This window comes from Streptomyces sp. L-9-10 (assembly GCF_004151105.1).
Lineage (GTDB): Bacteria > Actinomycetota > Actinomycetes > Streptomycetales > Streptomycetaceae > Streptomyces.
Genome location: NZ_PHRF01000026.1, coordinates 75,748 through 93,586 on the forward strand (window position 1 = coordinate 75,748; position 17,839 = coordinate 93,586).

The window sequence follows — 17,839 nt, forward strand, 5'->3', positions numbered from 1 at the left end:
GGAGGCAACCTTTGCACACGCGGGAGCTCGGAGCACCGGGCTGAGAGGGCGCTGATTGTGTGCCCGGGGTCACTTCCCCGGACACCTGCGCTGCGCCGACCGCTGAACCTGTTACCGGGTAATGCCGGCGTAGGGAGTAGGTCTCATGACCGTTCAGGCCGCACATCCGTCTGCCTCCGATTCGGGGAAGCCGAGCGAGGCCGGAAAGTCCATCGGCTGGCACAAGGGATATGTCCAGGGTTCGCGCCCGGACCTCCAGGTGCCCGTCCGTCAGGTGCATCTCACCAACGGCAAGGACGTCACGCTGTACGACACGTCGGGTCCGTACACCGATCCCGGTGTCGAAACCGATGTACGCCGCGGTCTCGCGCCGCTGCGCGAGAACTGGATCATCGGGCGCGGCGACACCGAGGAGTACGCGGGCCGGCCGGTCCGTCCCGAGGACGACGGGCTCAAGCACACCTCACCGCGCGGAGGACTGCTCCGGAGCGGATCGACCGATCTGCGCGGTCTCGACGCGGTCTTCCCCGGCCGGCCGCGTCAGCCCAGGCGAAGCCGGGACGGGCAGCCGGTGACCCAGCTCGCGTATGCCCGGCGCGGTGACATCACTCCGGAGATGGAGTACGTCGCGATCCGCGAGAACGTGCCCCCGGAGGTCGTCCGCGAGGAGATCGCCGCCGGGCGGGCCGTACTGCCGGCCAACGTCAATCACCCGGAGATCGAGCCGATGATCATCGGCAAGCGGTTCCTGGTGAAGGTCAACGCCAACATCGGCAACTCCGCCGTCACCTCCTCCATCGAGGAGGAGGTGGAGAAGATGACCTGGGCGACCCACTGGGGCGCGGACACGGTCATGGACCTCTCCACGGGCCGCAATATCCACACCACCCGGGAGTGGGTGCTGCGCAACTCCCCCGTCCCCATCGGCACCGTCCCCCTGTACCAGGCGCTCGAAAAGGTGGACGGCAAGGCCGAGGAGCTGACCTGGGACATCTACAAGGACACGGTCATCGAGCAGGCCGAGCAGGGCGTCGACTACATGACGGTGCACGCCGGAGTGCTGCTGCGGTATGTGCCGCTGACGGCCCGTCGCAAGACGGGCATCGTCTCGCGCGGCGGTTCGATCATGGCTGCCTGGTGTCTCGCGCACCACAAGGAGTCGTTCCTCTACGAGAACTTCGAGGAGCTGTGCGAGATCCTCGCGGCCTACGACGTGACGTACTCCCTGGGTGACGGTCTGCGGCCCGGTTCCATCGCGGACGCCAACGACGAGGCGCAGTTCGCCGAGTTGCGCACGCTGGGCGAGCTGAACTCGACCGCGAAGCGGCTGGGCGTGCAGACGATGATCGAGGGTCCGGGGCATGTCCCGATGCACAAGATCAAGGAGAACATCGACCTCCAGCAGGAGATCTGCGAGGAGGCGCCGTTCTACACGCTCGGCCCGCTGACGACCGATGTGGCCCCGGCGTACGACCACATCACCTCCGGCATCGGCGCGGCGATGATCGCGTGGTGGGGCACGGCGATGCTCTGCTACGTCACCCCCAAGGAGCACCTCGGTCTGCCGGACCGCGACGACGTGAAGACCGGTGTCATCACGTACAAGATCGCGGCCCACGCGGCGGACCTCGCCAAGGGGCATCCGGGGGTGCAGGAGTGGGACGACGCGCTGTCGGACGCCCGGTTCGAGTTCCGGTGGGAGGACCAGTTCAATCTGGCACTCGATCCGGACACGGCACGGGAGTTCCATGACGAGACCCTGCCGGCCGAACCGGCGAAGACCGCGCATTTCTGTTCGATGTGCGGGCCCAAGTTCTGCTCGATGAAGATCTCGCAGGACATCAGGCGCAGGCACGGCGGCGAGATGGAGACGGCCGGTACGGAGTCTGCCGGTACGGAGCCGGGCGGGACGGAAGCTGCCGAGATGGGGGCCGCCGAGATCGAGGCGGGCATGGCGGAGAAGTCCAAGGAGTTCGCCGCGGCAGGCAACCGGGTGTACCTGCCGCTCGTGGACTGAGCGAGCGTCTGGCGCGGGGCCGCAGGGGCGCCCGGGGGTGTCGCGGGGGCGTCTGTCACCGCGGCCCCTCCGTAGTGCTTCCCCGATGGGGCCACGCACCGGCCGGTACGGCCGAGCACCGGCCGGAGAGGCTACTCCGGCCGGTGCTCCGGGCCTCCGAAGTCGGGGCTGGAGAAGTCCGGGCTGCTGAAGGTCGGGCGCCGGCCGGAGGCCGAGCCCTCGTCCGGGCTGGAGAAGTCGGGGCGGCTGTAGCCGATCTTGGGCAGGTGCTTCACCGGCTCTGCCGCGCGCGGTGCGGGCGGTGCGGCCGGGGCGGTGCCCGGGTCTGCCAGCGCGGCTCGCAGGAAGGGCAGGATGCCGCGCTCCAGCAGGGCCTGGCGCCAGGCTTCCCGCGCGTGGGCCACCTCGTCGGGCAACTCGTCGCCCCATCCTTCCTCGGCCGGAAGCTGGGTCGCGGTATTGCGCAGGGCCGTGACGAGCAGACCTGTCGCGGCGACCAGAAGGCCGACGACGGTGACGGCGGCGAAGAACCAGCCGACCGCGACCATGCTGCGGGCGAAGGCGGGCGGCGGGCTGAGCGCTTTGAGGAGATAGCCGACGAGCAGGAAGATCACCGCCGCGGTGCCGCCGAGGACCGGGGCCAGCACGGCGATGACGGCCGCGAGCCCCGCTCCGGCCTCCGGAGTCCCGCTCCCCGACGGGGTCGAGGCGATGTCACGCACCGACGAGGAGGAGGGTGAGGACGAGGACGAGGGTGCCGGTGAGCGGAATTCCTCGCGGATCTTCGCGAAGTGTTCGTACTCGGCGGCGGCGGACGAGGTGATCAGCGCCGTGGCGCTCAGGGCCATCGTGCGCAGTTGCTCGCTGTTGAGCCGCTGTCCGGCCGCGGAGAGTTCCGCGAGTTCCGCGTTGTCGTGCGTCTGGCGCAGTGCCTCGTCGAGGATCCGCTCGAAATCCGCGCGATCCTCGCTCAGCAGGTGTGGAGCGCTGTTCATGTGCATCCCCCGATGCTCCGTAGGGCCGGTTCGCCCGTGTGGGACGGGCAGTTGGCGGAAACGGAGGAGAGCCTGCTACGGATAAGGCGATGGTAGAGCCGTTGTGGCGGGGCGTGACAGGGGGTTTGGGGAAATCACCTGTCACACATTGATTCACTTACCCAGTGGAAGCTGTACGACCAGCAGCTTTCCCGCCATCGTGACGCCACCGTCCATGGCGATGGCAAGTGCATCGGCATATACGTGTGGCCCTTCCACTGCCGGGCCCGTGTCGCCTTCGTCGTCGGAAGCGTCTTCTGTGCCGACTTCGCCGAGCAGATAGGGAATGGGGCTGTGGCCGTGGACGACCCGCTTTCCGCCGTACTGCGAGAGGAGTTCGCGGACCGCCTGCGGCCCGCCGTCGTCACGGAACGCGAAGCGTTTGGTGAGTTTGCGGAACAGGTCCCAGCATTCGTCGGCGTCATTGCGGGTGAGGATCTGATGGACGGTGTCGTTGACGTCCTCGATGGTGGATCCGTAGTCCAGATAGGCCGTCGTGTCGGAGTGCATCAGCAGATGCTCGTCCTCCTCGACGACCGCGTCGAGCCGGGACATCCACTGAAGATGGACGTCCTGGAGGCGCTCCATATCGGTCCGCTGGCCACCGTTGAGCAGCCAGGCGGCCTGGAAAGTGGCAGTGCCCGCGCCTGAGTTGACGGGCGTGTCGCCGAATCGCTTGGCGCCGATGAGCAGCAGTTCGTGATTGCCCATCAGGGCCTTGCAGTAGCCGCCGGCCGCCGCCGCCTCGGCGGAGAGCCGCATGACGAGGTCGATGACCCCGATGCCGTCGGGGCCGCGGTCGGTGAAGTCGCCGAGGAACCAGAGCCGGGCGTTGCCCGCGGCCCAATGGCCGTCGGCGTCGATGAGGTCCTGCGCGCCCAGCGCGGCGAGGAGTTCGTCGAGATAGCCGTGGACGTCGCCGACGACGTAGAGCGGGCCGCGGCCGTCGGGCGCGGGCGGCTCCACGGGGTCGACCCGCACCTGGACGGTGTCCCCCCGGTTGATCACCGGGAGGTCGCGTTCGGTGGGGGTGTAGCCCTCCGGCGGTTCGTGGTCCGGGACCGCGTTGCCGGGATGCCCTGACGGGCCGTCGGCCGGCGGTCCGGACGGACCGGGCTCTCCGGACTGCACGGGAACCTGCGCGTACGGCGGTACGCGGAAGTCGCGCAACGTCGCCGTCCGCACCACGGGTCCCTCGCCGGCCCCCTGTGTCATCGACCCCTCCACCACCGTCGCGCCGCCGTACACCTCTCGGGCCCGCCGGGCTGGATGGGGGTGAGCCCATCGCAGGTAGGACGAGGTCCGTGGTGTCGTGCGCCCATCATAGGAACGCCGCTCCCGCTCTGTGACGCACCAGGGGGGAGAATTCGGCGGGACCTCGGGTTCAGCGGCTGTTTTCGTGCCGATCGCCCGATATGCGAAAAGGTCTGGTCCTTCTTTCGGCCCCTGGGACGGCGAGTCTCCCGTCCTGTCCGGGCGGGTCGGCCGGGGCCGCTCGGCGAGTCGTCGGGACCGTACGGCGGCTTCCCGGCCTGTCCGGCGGGCCCTCTGAACTACCCGACGGTCTGCGGGACTGTCCGACGGGTTCGCGGGGCCGCCCGGCGGGTCTGCGGGAAGCTCCACAGACCCGGGGACCGTATCGTCCGTTGTCCTTCGGCCTTCGGTCAGTCGCCCGCGGGGGACCGGGGCGCGCTGACCGTGGTGCGCGGCGGCCGTCGTTGGGAGGAGGTCCGGATGATCAGTTCGGTCGGTATCACCTGCTCCACCGGCCGGCCGGTGTCGATCCCCTCGATGGCGTCGATGAGGAGCTGGATGACGGCGGTGCCGATACGGCGCGGCTTGAGCGAGAGCGTGGTGATGGGCGGTTCGGTCGCGGCGTACACCGTGGACTCGCTGCAGCAGACCAGCAGCAGATCCTCGGGGACGCGCAGCCCGTAGCGCCGGGCCGCGGCGAGCAGATCGGTGCCGTTGGGGTCGAAGAGCCCGTAGACGGCGTCGGGGCGGTCGGGGCGGGCCAGCAGCCGGTCGGCGGCGACGGCCCCGGCACACGGGTCGTGGGCGGGATAGGACTCGTAGACCGGGTCCTGGCCGACGCGCTCGCACCAGTGCAGATAGGCGGTGGTCGAGAGCCGGGTGTAGGTGTCCGTGGTGGTGCCGGTGAGCAGGCCGATCCGGCGTGCCCCGGCCGCGGCGAGATGGTCGAGCAGTTCGAGGACGGCCGCCTCGTGGTCGTTGTCGACCCAGGCGGTGACGGGGAGGGTGCCCGCGGGCCGGCCGTCGGAGACGACGGGAAGGCCCTGGCGGACGAGTTCGGTGACGACCGGATCGTGGTCGGAGGGGTCGATGACGACGGTGCCGTCGAGGGCGACGTTCGACCAGACGTCATGGCGGGAGGTGGCGGGGAGGATGACGAGGGCGTAGCCGCGTGCGAGCGCGGCGGAGGTCGCGGCCCTGGCCATCTCGGCGAAGTAGGCGAACTCGGTGAAGGTGAAAGGTTCATCCCCGTATGTGGTCACGGTCAGGCCGATGAGTCCTGACTTGCCGGTACGGAGGGTTCGGGCCGCGGCGGAAGGCCGGTAGCCGAGGCGCTCTGCGACTTCTCGGACATGGCGTCTGGTGGCGTCGGGTAAGCGTCCCTTGCCGTTGAGCGCGTCCGAGACAGTCGTGATGGAGACACCGGCTGCGGCGGCTACGTCCCGGATGCCCGCCCGACTTTGCCGGCTTCCCCGGCGGGTTGTGTCCGTCCGGCTCACCTGGTGTTTCCCTGCTGCTGTCATGGCGAGCCGATAGTAGGGCGCTGAGGGGCGGTGGGGCCGGTCGCATATGCACCCGGCAGCAGGCACGTTTCTGCATGATCCACAAACACCAACGAGCTTGGAAGGAAAGGGTGTTGGTGGGTTTCACATTGGTCTGCCATGCAAGGAGCGGCATGGACCTGTCGAAGGGCCCATGTTTCGAAGAGGTCTCAACTCACCTCTACGGGGGATGCGCGCCACGGCGCGGGCCACCGGCGCGCGCCAGGAAGGCGAGCGCGCCCCACCCCTGCGGGCTTTCCTGGTGCCCGCCATTCGCAGGGGCCGCGAATCCTCATAAGGTGAGCAGTATTGAAGAGGCAAGGACCCGTGAACGGCCGAGGAGGACCTGCGGTGAGCGAGACGAGCCCCAAGCTGCGTACCGAGCTGGACGGCATCCCCACGTACAAGCCGGGCAAGCCCGCGGCCTCCGGCGGACCGGTCGCGTACAAGCTGTCCTCCAACGAGAACCCGTATCCGCCGCTGCCCGGGGTCATGGAGCAGGCGATCTCGGCCGCGGGCGTCTTCAACCGCTACCCCGACATGGCGTGCACCGGCCTGATGAACGAGCTGGCCGACCGTTTCGGGGTGCCGGTCTCGCATCTGGCCACCGGCACCGGCTCGGTGGGCGTCGCCCAGCAGCTGCTTCAGGCCACCGCGGGCTCCGGTGACGAGGTCATCTACGCCTGGCGCTCCTTCGAGGCGTACCCGATCATCACGCAGATCTCGGGCGCCACCTCGATAAAGGTGCCGCTGACCGCGGGCGAGGTGCACGATCTGGACGCGATGGCCGGGGCGATCACCGACAGGACCCGGCTGATCTTCGTCTGCAACCCGAACAACCCGACCGGCACGGTGGTGCGCAGGGCCGAGCTGGAACGGTTCCTGGACCGGGTGCCCGGAGACGTGCTGGTGGTGCTCGACGAGGCGTACCGCGAGTTCATCCGGGCCGGCGAGGGCGACGGCGGTGCGATTCCGGACGGGATCGACATCTACCGGGACCGGCCGAACGTGGCCGTGCTGCGGACCTTCTCCAAGGCGTACGGGCTGGCCGGCCTGCGGGTCGGCTTCGCGGTCGCCCATGAGCCGGTCGCGGCCGCGCTGCGGAAGACCGCGGTCCCGTTCGGTGTGAGCCAGATCGCACAGGAGGCGGCGGTCGCCTCGCTGCGTGCCGAGGACGAGCTGCTGGGGCGGGTCGGTTCGCTGGTCGCCGAGCGGGAGCGGGTGTACCGGGGACTGGTCGGGCAGGGCTGGACCGTGCCCGAGACGCAGGCCAATTTCGTGTGGCTGCGGCTGGGCGCGCGCACGCTGGACTTCGCCGCGGCCTGTGAGGCGGCCGGCGTGGTCGTACGGCCGTTCGCGGGCGAGGGTGTACGGGTCACGGTCGGCGAGAACGAGGCCAATGACCTCTTCCTGCAGGCGGCCGAGGCGTTCCGCAAGGAGATGTAGTCCGGCCGGCCGGAGGCGGAGCCGGAGCTGTTGCCGCGGCCGGAGCAGGAGCCGGAAGCAGAGTTCTTGAGCGGAGGGCGGTCTCTTCGAGGCCGCCCTCCGGCGTTCCCGGGGGCCTCTTCGCGGGCGTGCCACGGGTCTCTCCGTGGAGGGGACCCCCCACGCAAAGATCCGGAAGGCTGTGCGACATAATGCTTGTGAATGTGAACGCGTTCACAAGCGTGCCCCGGTTCCTGGTGTTACGTCCAGGGCAAATGGGGCAGGCCGCGGCTGCGACCGCGGCGACGTGATGTAAGGAGAGATGACGTGGACCTCGCTCTGGCGCCGGAGACCCTGGCGCGATGGCAGTTCGGCATCACCACCGTCTACCACTTCCTCTTCGTCCCCCTGACGATCTCGCTCGCCGCGCTCACCGCGGGGCTGGAGACGGCGTGGGTGCGCACGGAAAACCCGAAGTACCTCAAGGCCACGAAGTTCTGGGGCAAGCTCTTTCTGATCAATATCGCGATGGGTGTCGTCACCGGCATCGTGCAGGAGTTCCAGTTCGGGATGAACTGGTCCGACTACTCGCGGTTCGTCGGAGACATCTTCGGAGCCCCGCTCGCCTTCGAGGCGCTGATCGCCTTCTTCTTCGAGTCCACCTTCATCGGGCTGTGGATCTTCGGCTGGGACAAGCTGCCCAAGAAGATCCATCTGGCGTGTATATGGATGGTCTCGATCGGCACGGTCCTCTCCGCGTACTTCATCCTGGCGGCCAATTCCTGGATGCAGCACCCGATCGGCTACCGGATCAACAAGGAAGCCGGCCGGGCTGAGCTCACCGACTTCTGGGCGGTGCTCACCCAGGACACGGCGCTCACGCAGTTCTTCCACACGATCACGGCCGCCTTCCTCGTCGGCGGCGCCTTCATGGTCGGTATCGCGGCCTTCCACCTGGCCCGCAAGCGCCACATCCCGGTGATGCGCACCTCACTGCGCCTCGGTCTGATCACCGTCATGGCGGCCGGACTGCTCACCGCCGTCAGCGGCGACACCCTCGGCAAGGTCATGTTCAAGCAGCAGCCGATGAAGATGGCCGCGGCCGAGGCGCTCTGGGAGGGCGAGGCGCCCGCGCCGTTCTCCGTGTTCGCCTACGGGGACGTCGACAAGGGGCACAACGACGTCGCCATCGAGATCCCCGGGATGCTCTCCTTCCTCGCCAACAACGACTTCAGCTCGTACGTCCCCGGCATCAACGACATCAACAAGGCCGAGCAGGAGAAGTTCGGTCCCGGCGACTACAGGCCCAACATCCCCGTCGCCTACTGGGGATTCCGCTGGATGATCGGCTTCGGCATGGCGTCCCTGGCCATCGGCATGGTCGGGCTGTGGCTGACGCGCAAGAAGTTCCTGCTGCCACCCGCGCTGCGGACCGGCGAGGACGAAGTGCCGAATCTGGTGCTCTTCCGGAAGAAGGCGCTCAGTCCGAAATTCGCCAAGTGGTACTGGATCACCGCGCTCTGGACGCTGCTCTTCCCGCTGATCGCCAATTCCTGGGGCTGGATCTTCACCGAGACGGGACGCCAGCCGTGGGTGGTGTACGGAGTGCTGCGCACCGCCGACGCCGTCTCCCCCGGCGTCTCCCAGGCCGAGGTGCTCACCTCGATGATCGTCTTCACCCTGCTGTACGCGGTCCTCGCGGTCGTCGAGGTCAGGCTGATGGTCAAGTACGTCAAGGCCGGGCCGCCGGAGCTCACGGACGCCGACCTCAACCCGCCCACCAAGATCGGCGGCGACCACACGGACGCCGACCGGCCGATGGCCTTCTCGTACTGAGGAGTTGAGGAGCGATGGAACTCCACGACGTCTGGTTCGTCCTGATCGCCGTCCTCTGGACCGGCTACTTCTTCCTCGAGGGATTCGATTTCGGTATCGGGATCCTGACCAAGCTGCTGGCCCGGAACCGCAAGGAGCGACGGGTCCTCATCAACACCATCGGGCCCGTCTGGGACGGCAACGAGGTGTGGCTGCTGAGCGCCGGAGGGGCCACCTTCGCCGCCTTTCCCGACTGGTACGCCACGCTCTTCTCGGGCTTCTATCTGCCGCTGCTGCTCATCCTGGTCTGTCTGATCGTGCGCGGTGTCGCCTTCGAGTACCGGGCCAAGCGGCCCGAGGAGAACTGGCAGCGCAACTGGGAGAACGCGATCTTCTGGACCTCCCTGATCCCCGCGGTGCTGTGGGGCGTCGCCTTCGGCAACATCGTGCGGGGCGTGAAGATCGACGCGCAGAAGGAGTACGTCGGCACCCTCGGTGATCTGCTCAACCCGTACGCGATCCTCGGCGGGCTGGTGACCCTGGCCCTCTTCACCTTCCACGGCACGGTGTTCGCCGCGCTGAAGACGGTGGGGGACATCCGGTTCAGGGCGCGGAAGCTGGCCCTTCGTCTCGGAGCGGTCACGGCCGTACTGGCGCTCGGCTTTCTGCTCTGGACCCAGGCGGACAACGGGGACGGCAAGAGCCTGGTCGCGATGATCGTCGCCGTGGCGGCGCTGGCCGCCGCCATCGGGGCCATCGCGGCGGGGCGTGAGGGCTGGTCGTTCGCGCTCTCCGGCGTCACGATCGTGGCCGCGGTCGCGATGCTCTTCCTGACGCTCTTCCCGAACGTCATGCCCTCCTCACTGAACGAGGCGTGGAGCCTCACGGTGACGAACGCCTCGTCGACCCCGTACACGCTGAAGATCATGACGTGGTGCGCGGGGATCGCGACTCCGGTCGTGCTGCTCTATCAGGGCTGGACGTACTGGGTGTTCCGTAAGCGGATCGGTACGCAGCACATCGCCGAGTAGCCGCGGCGAAGGCGCCGGACCACGTGGCGCCGGATCACGCGGGCACGGATCACGCGGGCACGGATCATGCGGCGCCGGACCGCGAGCCGCCGGACCATATGGCTCCGGGGCGCAGGCAGGGCAGTAGCGGCAGAGCAGTAGGAGTAGGTGTTTCACGTGAAACCAATCGACCCTCGTCTGCTCCGGTATGCGCGGGCCACCCGCTTCTTCCTGGTGGCGGTGGTGGTCCTCGGAGTGGCCGGCGCGGGGCTGGTCATCGCTCAGGCGATGCTCATCGCCGAGGTGGTGGTCGGGGCGTTCCAGCGTGGGTTCGACGGCGCCGACCTGCGTACCCCTCTCCTGCTGCTGGTGGCGGTCGCCGTCGGGCGGGCTCTGGTCTCCTGGCTGACGGAGCTGGCCGCTCACCGGGCGAGCGCCGCGGTCAAGTCGGAACTGCGCGGACGGCTGCTGGAGCGGGCCGCCGAGCTGGGCCCGGGATGGCTGAGCGGGCAGCGCATCGGTTCGCTGGTCGCGCTCGCCACCCGTGGGGTCGACGCGCTGGACGACTACTTCGCGCGCTATCTGCCACAACTGGGGCTCGCCGTGGTGGTGCCGGTGGCGGTCCTGGCCCGGATCGTCACGGAGGACTGGGTCTCGGCGGCCATCATCGTGGTGACCCTGCCGCTGATTCCGCTGTTCATGGTGCTCATCGGCTGGGCCACCCAGGCCCGGATGGACCGTCAGTGGCGCCTGCTCTCCCGGCTGTCGGGCCACTTCCTGGACGTGGTCGCGGGGCTGCCGACCCTCAAGGTCTTCGGCCGGGCCAAGGCGCAGGCCGAGGCGATCCGCACGATCACCTCGGAGTACCGGCAGGCCACCCTCCGTACGCTGCGGATCGCCTTCCTGTCGTCGTTCGCGCTGGAGCTGCTCGCGACCCTGTCGGTGGCGCTGGTCGCCGTCACCATCGGGATGCGGCTCGTCCACGGCGAACTCGATCTGTACACCGGGCTGGTGGTGCTGGTTCTCGCCCCCGAGGCATATCTGCCGATCCGGCAGGTGGGGGCGCAGTACCACGCGGCGGCCGAAGGGCTTTCGGCGGCCGAGGAGATCTTCAGGGTGCTGGAGACCGAGCCTCCGGCGGGCGGTACGGGGAAGGTGCCGGGCGCGCTGCGGCTGGAGCTGGACGGGGTGACGGTCCGCCATCAGGGTCGTACGGAGCCCTCGTTGGACGCGGCGACGCTGACGGTCGAGCCGGGGGAGACCGTCGCTCTGGTCGGTCCCAGCGGTGTTGGCAAGACCACCCTGCTGCATGTGGTTCTCGGCTTCGCCGTACCCGACGAGGGCCGGGTGCGGGTGGACGGCCGTGATCTGGCCTCCCTCGACCAGAAGCGCTGGCGCGAACGGATCGCGTGGGTGCCGCAGCGGCCGTATCTCTTCGCCGGGACGGTCTCGGAGAACGTACGGCTGGCCCGGCGGGACGCGGACGACGCGGCGGTACGGGACGCGCTGCGGGACGCGGGGGCGTACGACTTCGTGGCGGCCCTCCCGGACGGACCGGACACCGTGCTCGGTGAGGACGGGGCGGGGCTCTCGGCGGGCCAGCGGCAACGGCTCGCGCTGGCCCGCGCCTTCCTCGCGGACCGGCCGCTGCTGCTGCTCGACGAGCCCACGGCGGCGCTCGACGGCGAGACGGAGGAGGGCATCGTCGAGGCGGTACGGCGCCTGGCGGTGGGCCGTACGGTACTGCTGGTCGTCCACCGGCCGGCGCTGCTCGCGGTGGCGGACCGGGTGGTGACCCTCACGGAGCGGGCGGGGCCCCTCGAACGTACGGCGGGATCCGCGGGGCCGGAGCTGTCCGGGCCGCCGGTATCCATGGCGCAGCCCCTGACGCCTCTGACCCCCCTGGCGTCCATGACGTCGGTGGGGTCGGTGGGGTCGGCGATCGAGGAGTCCGGTCCGGGTCTCGGCCTCGGTGACCTTCCCGCGCTGCCCCCGCCCGACGAAGAACGCGCCGTGCCCGCCGCCTTCGGCGCGGTGGACGGCGGAGACGGAGGCCGGGACGGAGGGGACGGTGGGAGCGCCGCGGCACGGGCTCCGCTCGCGCGGATGCGGGCCGCCGTAGGCGCCCTCCGTGGCCGCTTCGTGCTCGCGCTGGTCCTCGGGAGCTGCGCGCTCGGCTCCGCCGTCGGGCTCATGGCCGTGTCGGGCTGGCTCATCTCACGCGCCTCCGAGCAGCCGCCCGTTCTCTATCTGATGGTCGCGGTGACGGCGACCCGCGCCTTCGGCATCGGGCGGGCCGTCTTCCGGTACACCGAGCGGATCGTGTCGCACGACGCGGTGCTCAGGATGCTGGCCGACCTCAGGGTCTCCGTATACCGGCGGCTGGAGCGCATCGCGCCGGCCGGACTGCGCGAGACCAGGCGCGGCGATCTGCTGTCCCGGCTGGTCGCCGATGTGGACGAACTCCAGGACTACTGGCTGCGGTGGCTGCTGCCGGTCGGCTCCGCCCTGCTCGTCGGGGCCGGGGCCGTCGGATTCACCGCGTGGCTGCTGCCCGAGGCGGGCGCCGTACTGGCCGGAGGGCTGCTCGTCGCCGGTGTGGGCGTACCGCTCCTGAGCGCTGCCCGCACCCGCCGGGCCGAGCGGCGACTCGCCCCGGCACGGGGACTGCTCGCCACGCGCGTCGCCGATCTGCTCAGCGGCATCGCCGAGTTGACCGTCGCGGGCGCGCTGACGAGGCGGATGCGCGGGACGCGGGAGGCGGACGGGACGCTGACGGCCATCGCTTCCCGTGGCGCGAGCGCCAACGCGCTCGGCGGCGGGCTCACCGCCCTGGTCTGCGGGCTGACCGTCGCGGCGGCCGCGTACGTGGGGGTCGGGGCCCTGGCGGACGGACGGCTCGCGGGCGTCGAACTGGCCGTGGTCGTCCTGACCCCGCTCGCCGCGTTCGAGGCGGTCACGGGGCTGCCGCTCGCCGTGCAGTACCGGCAGCGCTCCCGGCGCAGCGCGGAGCGGGTGTGCGAGGTGCTGGACGCGCCCGTACCCGTACGGGAGCCCGAGCGGCCGGCCGCACCTCCCGTATCGCCGTTCCCCCTGGAAGTGCGCGGGCTGGCCGCGCGGTACCCGGGGCAGCGGCGGGACGCGCTCAGCGGCTTCGATCTGACGCTGACCGCCGGGAAGCGGGTCGCCGTCGTCGGGCCTTCCGGTTCGGGCAAGACGACGCTGGCTCAGGTACTGCTGCGCTTCCTGGACGCGCGCGAGGGCGACTGCCGGCTCGGCGGTACCGACACGGCCGCACTCGACGGGGACACCGTCCGGCGGTTCGTGGGGCTGTGTGCCCAGGACGCGCATCTCTTCGACAGCTCCGTTCGGGAGAACCTGAGGCTCGCCCGTACGGACGCGACCGAGGACGAACTGCGCGACGCCCTGCGCCGGGCCCGGCTGCTCGACTGGGTCGACACCCTGCCCGCCGGACTCGACACGCTCGTCGGCGAGCACGGCGCACGGATCTCCGGGGGGCAGCGGCAGCGGCTCGCGCTGGCCCGCGCGCTCCTCGCCGACTTCCCGGTGCTGGTGCTCGACGAGCCGGCCGAACATCTGGACCTGGCAACGGCCGACGCACTGACCACCGATCTGCTGGCGGCGACCGAGGGGCGGACAACGCTGCTCATCACCCACCGTTTGCAGGGCCTTGACACCGTTGACGAGGTGATCGTCCTCGACGGCGGTCGCCCCGTACAGCGCGGTTCGTACGCCGAACTGGCCGCCGACGAGGGGCCGCTGCGCCGGATGCTCGCACGCGAGCGAGCCGGAGACCTCCTGGAAGCCGAGAAGTCGACTTTCCCTGTCAAATAGGACTTATTAGGCTCATGGGCATGGACGTGCCCGAACCCAAGGACCCCCTCGAAGCCGCCGCCCGCGCGGCAACCAGCCTTGAGGGCCTGTCCGCCGAGACCGCCGCGCGTGTGCCCCAGCTGCTGGAGGCGATGTGTTCGGCCGGCTCCGGTCTCGGACAGCACTCCACGCTCGACCGGATCTGTGAGACCGCGGCCGAACTCGCCGACGCCCGGTACGCGGCGATCGGTGTGGTCGACGAGGAGGGTGGGGGCCTCTCGGACTTCGTGACCTACGGGGCGAGCGAGGAGGTGGCCCGGCGGATCGGGCACACACCGGACGGACGGAGCGGCCTCCTCGGCGCACTGATCCGGGACCCCGACCCGATCGTGCTCACCGATCTGACGACCGATCCGCGCGCCGTCGGATTCCCGCTGGGCCATCCGCCGATGCGGACCTTCCTCGGCGTCCCTGTCCGCCTGAGGGACCGGACGATCGGCAATTTCTATCTGGCGGAGAAAGCGGACGGGGGCGAGTTCGACGACGGTGATCTGCGCCTGTTGCGGGTGCTCGCCACCGAGGCCGGGGCGGCCATCGGCAACGCCCGGCTGTACGAGGCGGCCCGGCAGCGCGAGCGGTGGATCGACGGCTCGGTCGCGGTCACCACCACTCTCCTCTCCGGTGGTGACGCCGACGACGCGCTCTCCGTCGTCGCGGAGCAGGGTCGCAGACTCTCGGATTCGGCCATGTGCGCGGTGATGCTGCGCGCGCGGAACGGCAGCCTGGAGGTCGTGGCCGTGTCCTCGGAGCATCCGGCGCTGCGCGTGGGCTCCTCCGTCCCGGCCGCGGCCCCCGCCGTCGCGGCTCTGTTGGGCGGCGAATCCGTCTTCATGGACGACGCCGCCGACGATCCGCGGCTGGTGACCGGGCTGGCCTCCGGGTTCGGCCCCCTCATGCTGCTGCCGCTGCGGACCGACGGGCGGGTGCTCGGCGCGCTGATGATGCCGCGCACGCGGGGGGCGCGCCCGTTCAGCCCGCGGGAACGCGCGCTGGCCGCCCAGTTCGCCGCACAGGCGGCGCTGGCCCTGATGATGGCCGAGGCGCAGCGGGACCGGGAACGGCTGGCCGTACTGGAGGACCGCGACCGGATCGCCCGTGACCTCCACGATCTGGTCATCCAGCGGCTGTTCGCCACCGGGATGACGCTGGAGCGGGCCCAGCGCGGAGAGATGGTGGCGCCGGAGGTGCACCACGGGATCGACAGGGCGGTCGCGGAACTGGACGTGACGATCCAGGAGATCCGTACGGCGATCTTCGCGCTCCAGCAGGGACCGGCCGAGGCCCCGCCCGGGATGCGTACCCGGGTGCTGCGGGAGATCAATATGGCGGCCGTGCCCCTGGGCTTCCGGCCCGCCCACCGCTTCGTCGGCCCGGTCGACTCCGTCGGCGAACTCGCCGGGAAGAACCTGATCGCCGCGCTCCGGGAGGCCCTGTCCAATGCCTTCCGGCACGCGCACGCCACCCGGATCGAGGTCGTCGTCGATTCCACCGTCCGGCTTCCCGACGGCAGGCGCGCGGTCCGGCTGTCGGTCGGCGACGACGGGGTGGGAATTCCGGCGGGCGGGCGGCGCAGCGGGCTGCGCAACCTCAGGCGACGGGCGGATTCGCTGGGTGGATCGAGCACGTGCGAGCCGGGACTCGGGGAGCGCGGGCGCGGTACGACGGTGGTGTGGCAGGTCCCGCTGTAGGGAGCGGTGCTTGCCAGGCGGTCTTCCTCGCGGGCCGGGCCCCGGCCGCTCGGTGCTGGTCGCGCGGGGCCCGGTTGATCGGCGTCCGGTTGATTGGCGTCCGGTTGATTGGCGTGCGTCTGCTCAGTGCCGTCCGCTCAGTGTGCGACTGCCTGGCCGGTGACCGATTGCTCAGTGTCCGTCCGTTCAGTGTCCGTCTGCCAAGCGGCGGGCCACGATCTGCTCGATGACGATCGCGACGCCGTCCTCGTTGTTCGTGACCGTACGTCCGGAGGCGGCGGCCAGTACGTCCGGGTGGGCGTTGCCCATCGCGTACGACGTCCCGGCCCAGGTCAGCATCTCCAGATCGTTCGGCATGTCGCCGAAGGCGACGACCTCGTCGGACGAGATGCCGCGCTGGGCGCAGCAGAGCGCGAGCGTGCTGGCCTTGCTGACCCCGGGGCCGCTGACCTCGAGGAGCGCGCTCGGGCTGGAGCGGGTGATGATGGCGCGGTCGCCCACCGCTGTACGGGCCACGGCGAGGAAGCCGTCGGGCGTCAGATCGGGGTGGTGGGCGAGCAGTTTCAGCACGGGGGCGGCGGCCCCGTCCTCCGCTTGCTGTCCCTGGACCTGTTCCGGTACCTGGAGGAGCTTCTCCGCGGTGGCGATGGTCGCGCCCGGATCCTGGTGGAAGGGCGGATACGCCGGCTCGTAATGGATGCCGGTGCTCTGCTCGACGGCGAAGGTCGTGCCGGGCGCGGCGTCGCGCAGCGCCTGGACGACGGCCAGGGCGGTCTCGCGCTCCAGGGGGCGGACCTGCAACAGCTTTCCGCCCGCGTGCAGATCGACGACCGCGGCGCCATTGGCGCAGATCGCCAGCCCGTGGCCGTGTACATGCTCGCTGACGACATCCATCCAGCGGGCCGGGCGGCCGGTGACGAAGAAGACCTCGATACCGGCCTCCTCGGCGGCGGCGAGCGCGGCGATCGTACGTTCCGAGACGTACTTGTCGTCGTGCAGCAGTGTGCCGTCGAGATCGGTGGCGATCAGCCGGGGGCTGGCGGGGAGCGGGGAGTCGTCGGGCGCGGGTCCATGGGGCGAGGTCACGCGTCCATTCTCCCGTACGGATACGCACGAGAGTGCGGAGGGGCGCACATCTGAGTGGGCCTGGCGGGTGTCGGCGGCCCTGATGCCCGGTCGCACGTGGGCTCCGTGCCCGGTCGCGCGTGGGCTCCGTGCCCGGCCGGACGTCCGCTCCGGACGCACCCGTATCGTCAGGGGCATGCGTCTGAGTACCGTGATCCTGCCCGTCCGCCGCTGGCACGACGGAGGCCGTGACGAATGGCTGCGAGCCGAACGGCTCGGTTTCCATACCGCGTACACCTACGACCACCTGTCCTGGCGGACCTTCCGCGACGGGCCCTGGTTCGGGGCGGTGCCGACCCTCACCGCGGCTGCCGCCGTCACCGAGCGGCTGCGGCTGGGCACCCTCGTCACCTCGCCGAACTTCAGACATCCGGTGACGCTCGCCAAGGACCTCATCTCGCTGGACGATGTCTCGGACGGCCGGATCACGCTCGGGATCGGAGCGGGCGGCACCGGCTTCGACGCGACGGTGCTGGGGCAGGAGCCTTGGACGCCGAAGGAGCGGGCCGACCGGTTCGCCGAGTTCGTGCCACTGCTCGACCGGCTGCTGACCGAGGACTCGGTGACGTACGACGGGACGTACTACTCGGCGGTCGAGGCGCGTGACATCCCGGGGTGTGCGCAGCGGCCCCGGCTGCCCTTCGCGGTGGCGGCCACCGGGCCGCGCGGGATGAAGCTCGCCGCCCGGCACGGTCAGGCATGGGTGACGACGGGGGATCCGAAGCTGTTCGAGACGGGTACGCCGGAGCAGTCGCGTGCCGCCATCAGCGGGCAGATCGAACGGCTGGGCAAGGCCTGCGTCGAGATCGGGCGGGAGGCATCGGAGGTGGAGAAGATCCTGCTCACGGGCTTCACCCCGGACCGGAACGGCCCGATGGAGTCGCTCGACGCGTTCGTGGACTTCGCGGGCAGGCACTTCGAGCTGGGTATCACCGAAATCGCGGTGCACGCCCCCGTCCCGGATTCGGAGTTCGCCGCCGACCAGCGGGTCTACGAGCGGATCGCCACCGAGGCTCCGGCCCAGCTCCGGCGGTAG

11 protein-coding genes and 1 riboswitch are annotated in these 17,839 nt (G+C 70.2%); of the genes, 7 read left to right on the plus strand and 4 right to left on the minus strand.

Annotated features, from left to right (window positions below; genetic code table 11):
• Positions 1-9: 9 nt before the first annotated feature.
• A riboswitch (TPP riboswitch) is annotated at positions 10-153 on the plus strand.
• On the plus strand, positions 146-2,017 hold the full coding sequence (gene thiC / locus CU044_RS05625; protein WP_129767329.1) for a phosphomethylpyrimidine synthase ThiC: 1,872 nt from the start codon (positions 146-148) through the stop codon (positions 2,015-2,017). (Overlaps the previous riboswitch by 8 nt.)
• A 131-nt stretch (positions 2,018-2,148) precedes the next feature.
• Here thiC and CU044_RS05630 read toward each other — a convergent pair whose 3' ends face one another.
• From CU044_RS05630 to CU044_RS05640, 3 genes are all read right to left on the minus strand, one after another.
• Positions 2,149-3,018: a hypothetical protein gene (locus CU044_RS05630; protein WP_193563885.1), complete on the minus strand. Its 870-nt coding sequence runs from the start codon at positions 3,016-3,018 to the stop codon at positions 2,149-2,151.
• A gap of 147 nt (positions 3,019-3,165) precedes the next feature.
• Positions 3,166-4,266: a metallophosphoesterase gene (locus CU044_RS05635; protein ID WP_129767331.1), complete on the minus strand. Its 1,101-nt coding sequence runs from the start codon at positions 4,264-4,266 to the stop codon at positions 3,166-3,168.
• A 449-nt stretch (positions 4,267-4,715) separates the two neighbouring features.
• Positions 4,716-5,828, minus strand: a complete 1,113-nt coding sequence (locus CU044_RS05640; RefSeq protein WP_030349867.1) for a LacI family DNA-binding transcriptional regulator — start codon at positions 5,826-5,828, stop codon at positions 4,716-4,718.
• A gap of 369 nt (positions 5,829-6,197) precedes the next feature.
• Between CU044_RS05640 and hisC the strand changes: the two genes are divergently transcribed.
• The 5 genes from hisC to CU044_RS05665 all read left to right on the plus strand — a co-directional run bounded on the left by hisC (position 6,198) and on the right by CU044_RS05665 (position 15,678).
• Positions 6,198-7,292, plus strand: coding sequence for a histidinol-phosphate transaminase (hisC, locus tag CU044_RS05645; RefSeq protein ID WP_129767332.1), 1,095 nt, complete (start codon positions 6,198-6,200; stop codon positions 7,290-7,292).
• Positions 7,293-7,598: 306 nt separating this feature from the next.
• A complete protein-coding gene (locus CU044_RS05650; RefSeq protein ID WP_129767333.1) occupies positions 7,599-9,107 on the plus strand; it encodes a cytochrome ubiquinol oxidase subunit I in 1,509 nt (502 codons plus the stop codon).
• A gap of 14 nt (positions 9,108-9,121) precedes the next feature.
• A complete protein-coding gene (cydB, locus tag CU044_RS05655; protein ID WP_129767334.1) occupies positions 9,122-10,117 on the plus strand; it encodes a cytochrome d ubiquinol oxidase subunit II in 996 nt (331 codons plus the stop codon).
• Between the two features lie 156 nt (positions 10,118-10,273).
• The gene (cydD, locus tag CU044_RS05660; RefSeq protein ID WP_129767335.1) at positions 10,274-13,951 is read left to right on the plus strand and encodes a thiol reductant ABC exporter subunit CydD; all 3,678 of its coding nucleotides are present in this window, start codon (positions 10,274-10,276) and stop codon (positions 13,949-13,951) included.
• Between the two features lie 20 nt (positions 13,952-13,971).
• Entirely contained in the window at positions 13,972-15,678 is a 1,707-nt protein-coding gene (locus CU044_RS05665; RefSeq protein WP_129767336.1) for a GAF domain-containing protein, read from the plus strand.
• 186 nt (positions 15,679-15,864) lie between these two features.
• Here the strand turns inward: CU044_RS05665 and CU044_RS05670 are convergent, their stop codons facing one another.
• Positions 15,865-16,764 carry a Cof-type HAD-IIB family hydrolase gene (locus tag CU044_RS05670; RefSeq protein WP_240045368.1) on the minus strand — a complete coding sequence of 300 codons (900 nt, stop codon included), beginning with the start codon at positions 16,762-16,764 and terminating at the stop codon, positions 15,865-15,867.
• 175 nt (positions 16,765-16,939) lie between these two features.
• Between CU044_RS05670 and CU044_RS05675 the strand changes: the two genes are divergently transcribed.
• Positions 16,940-17,839, plus strand: coding sequence for an LLM class flavin-dependent oxidoreductase (locus tag CU044_RS05675; RefSeq protein WP_129767337.1), 900 nt, complete (start codon positions 16,940-16,942; stop codon positions 17,837-17,839).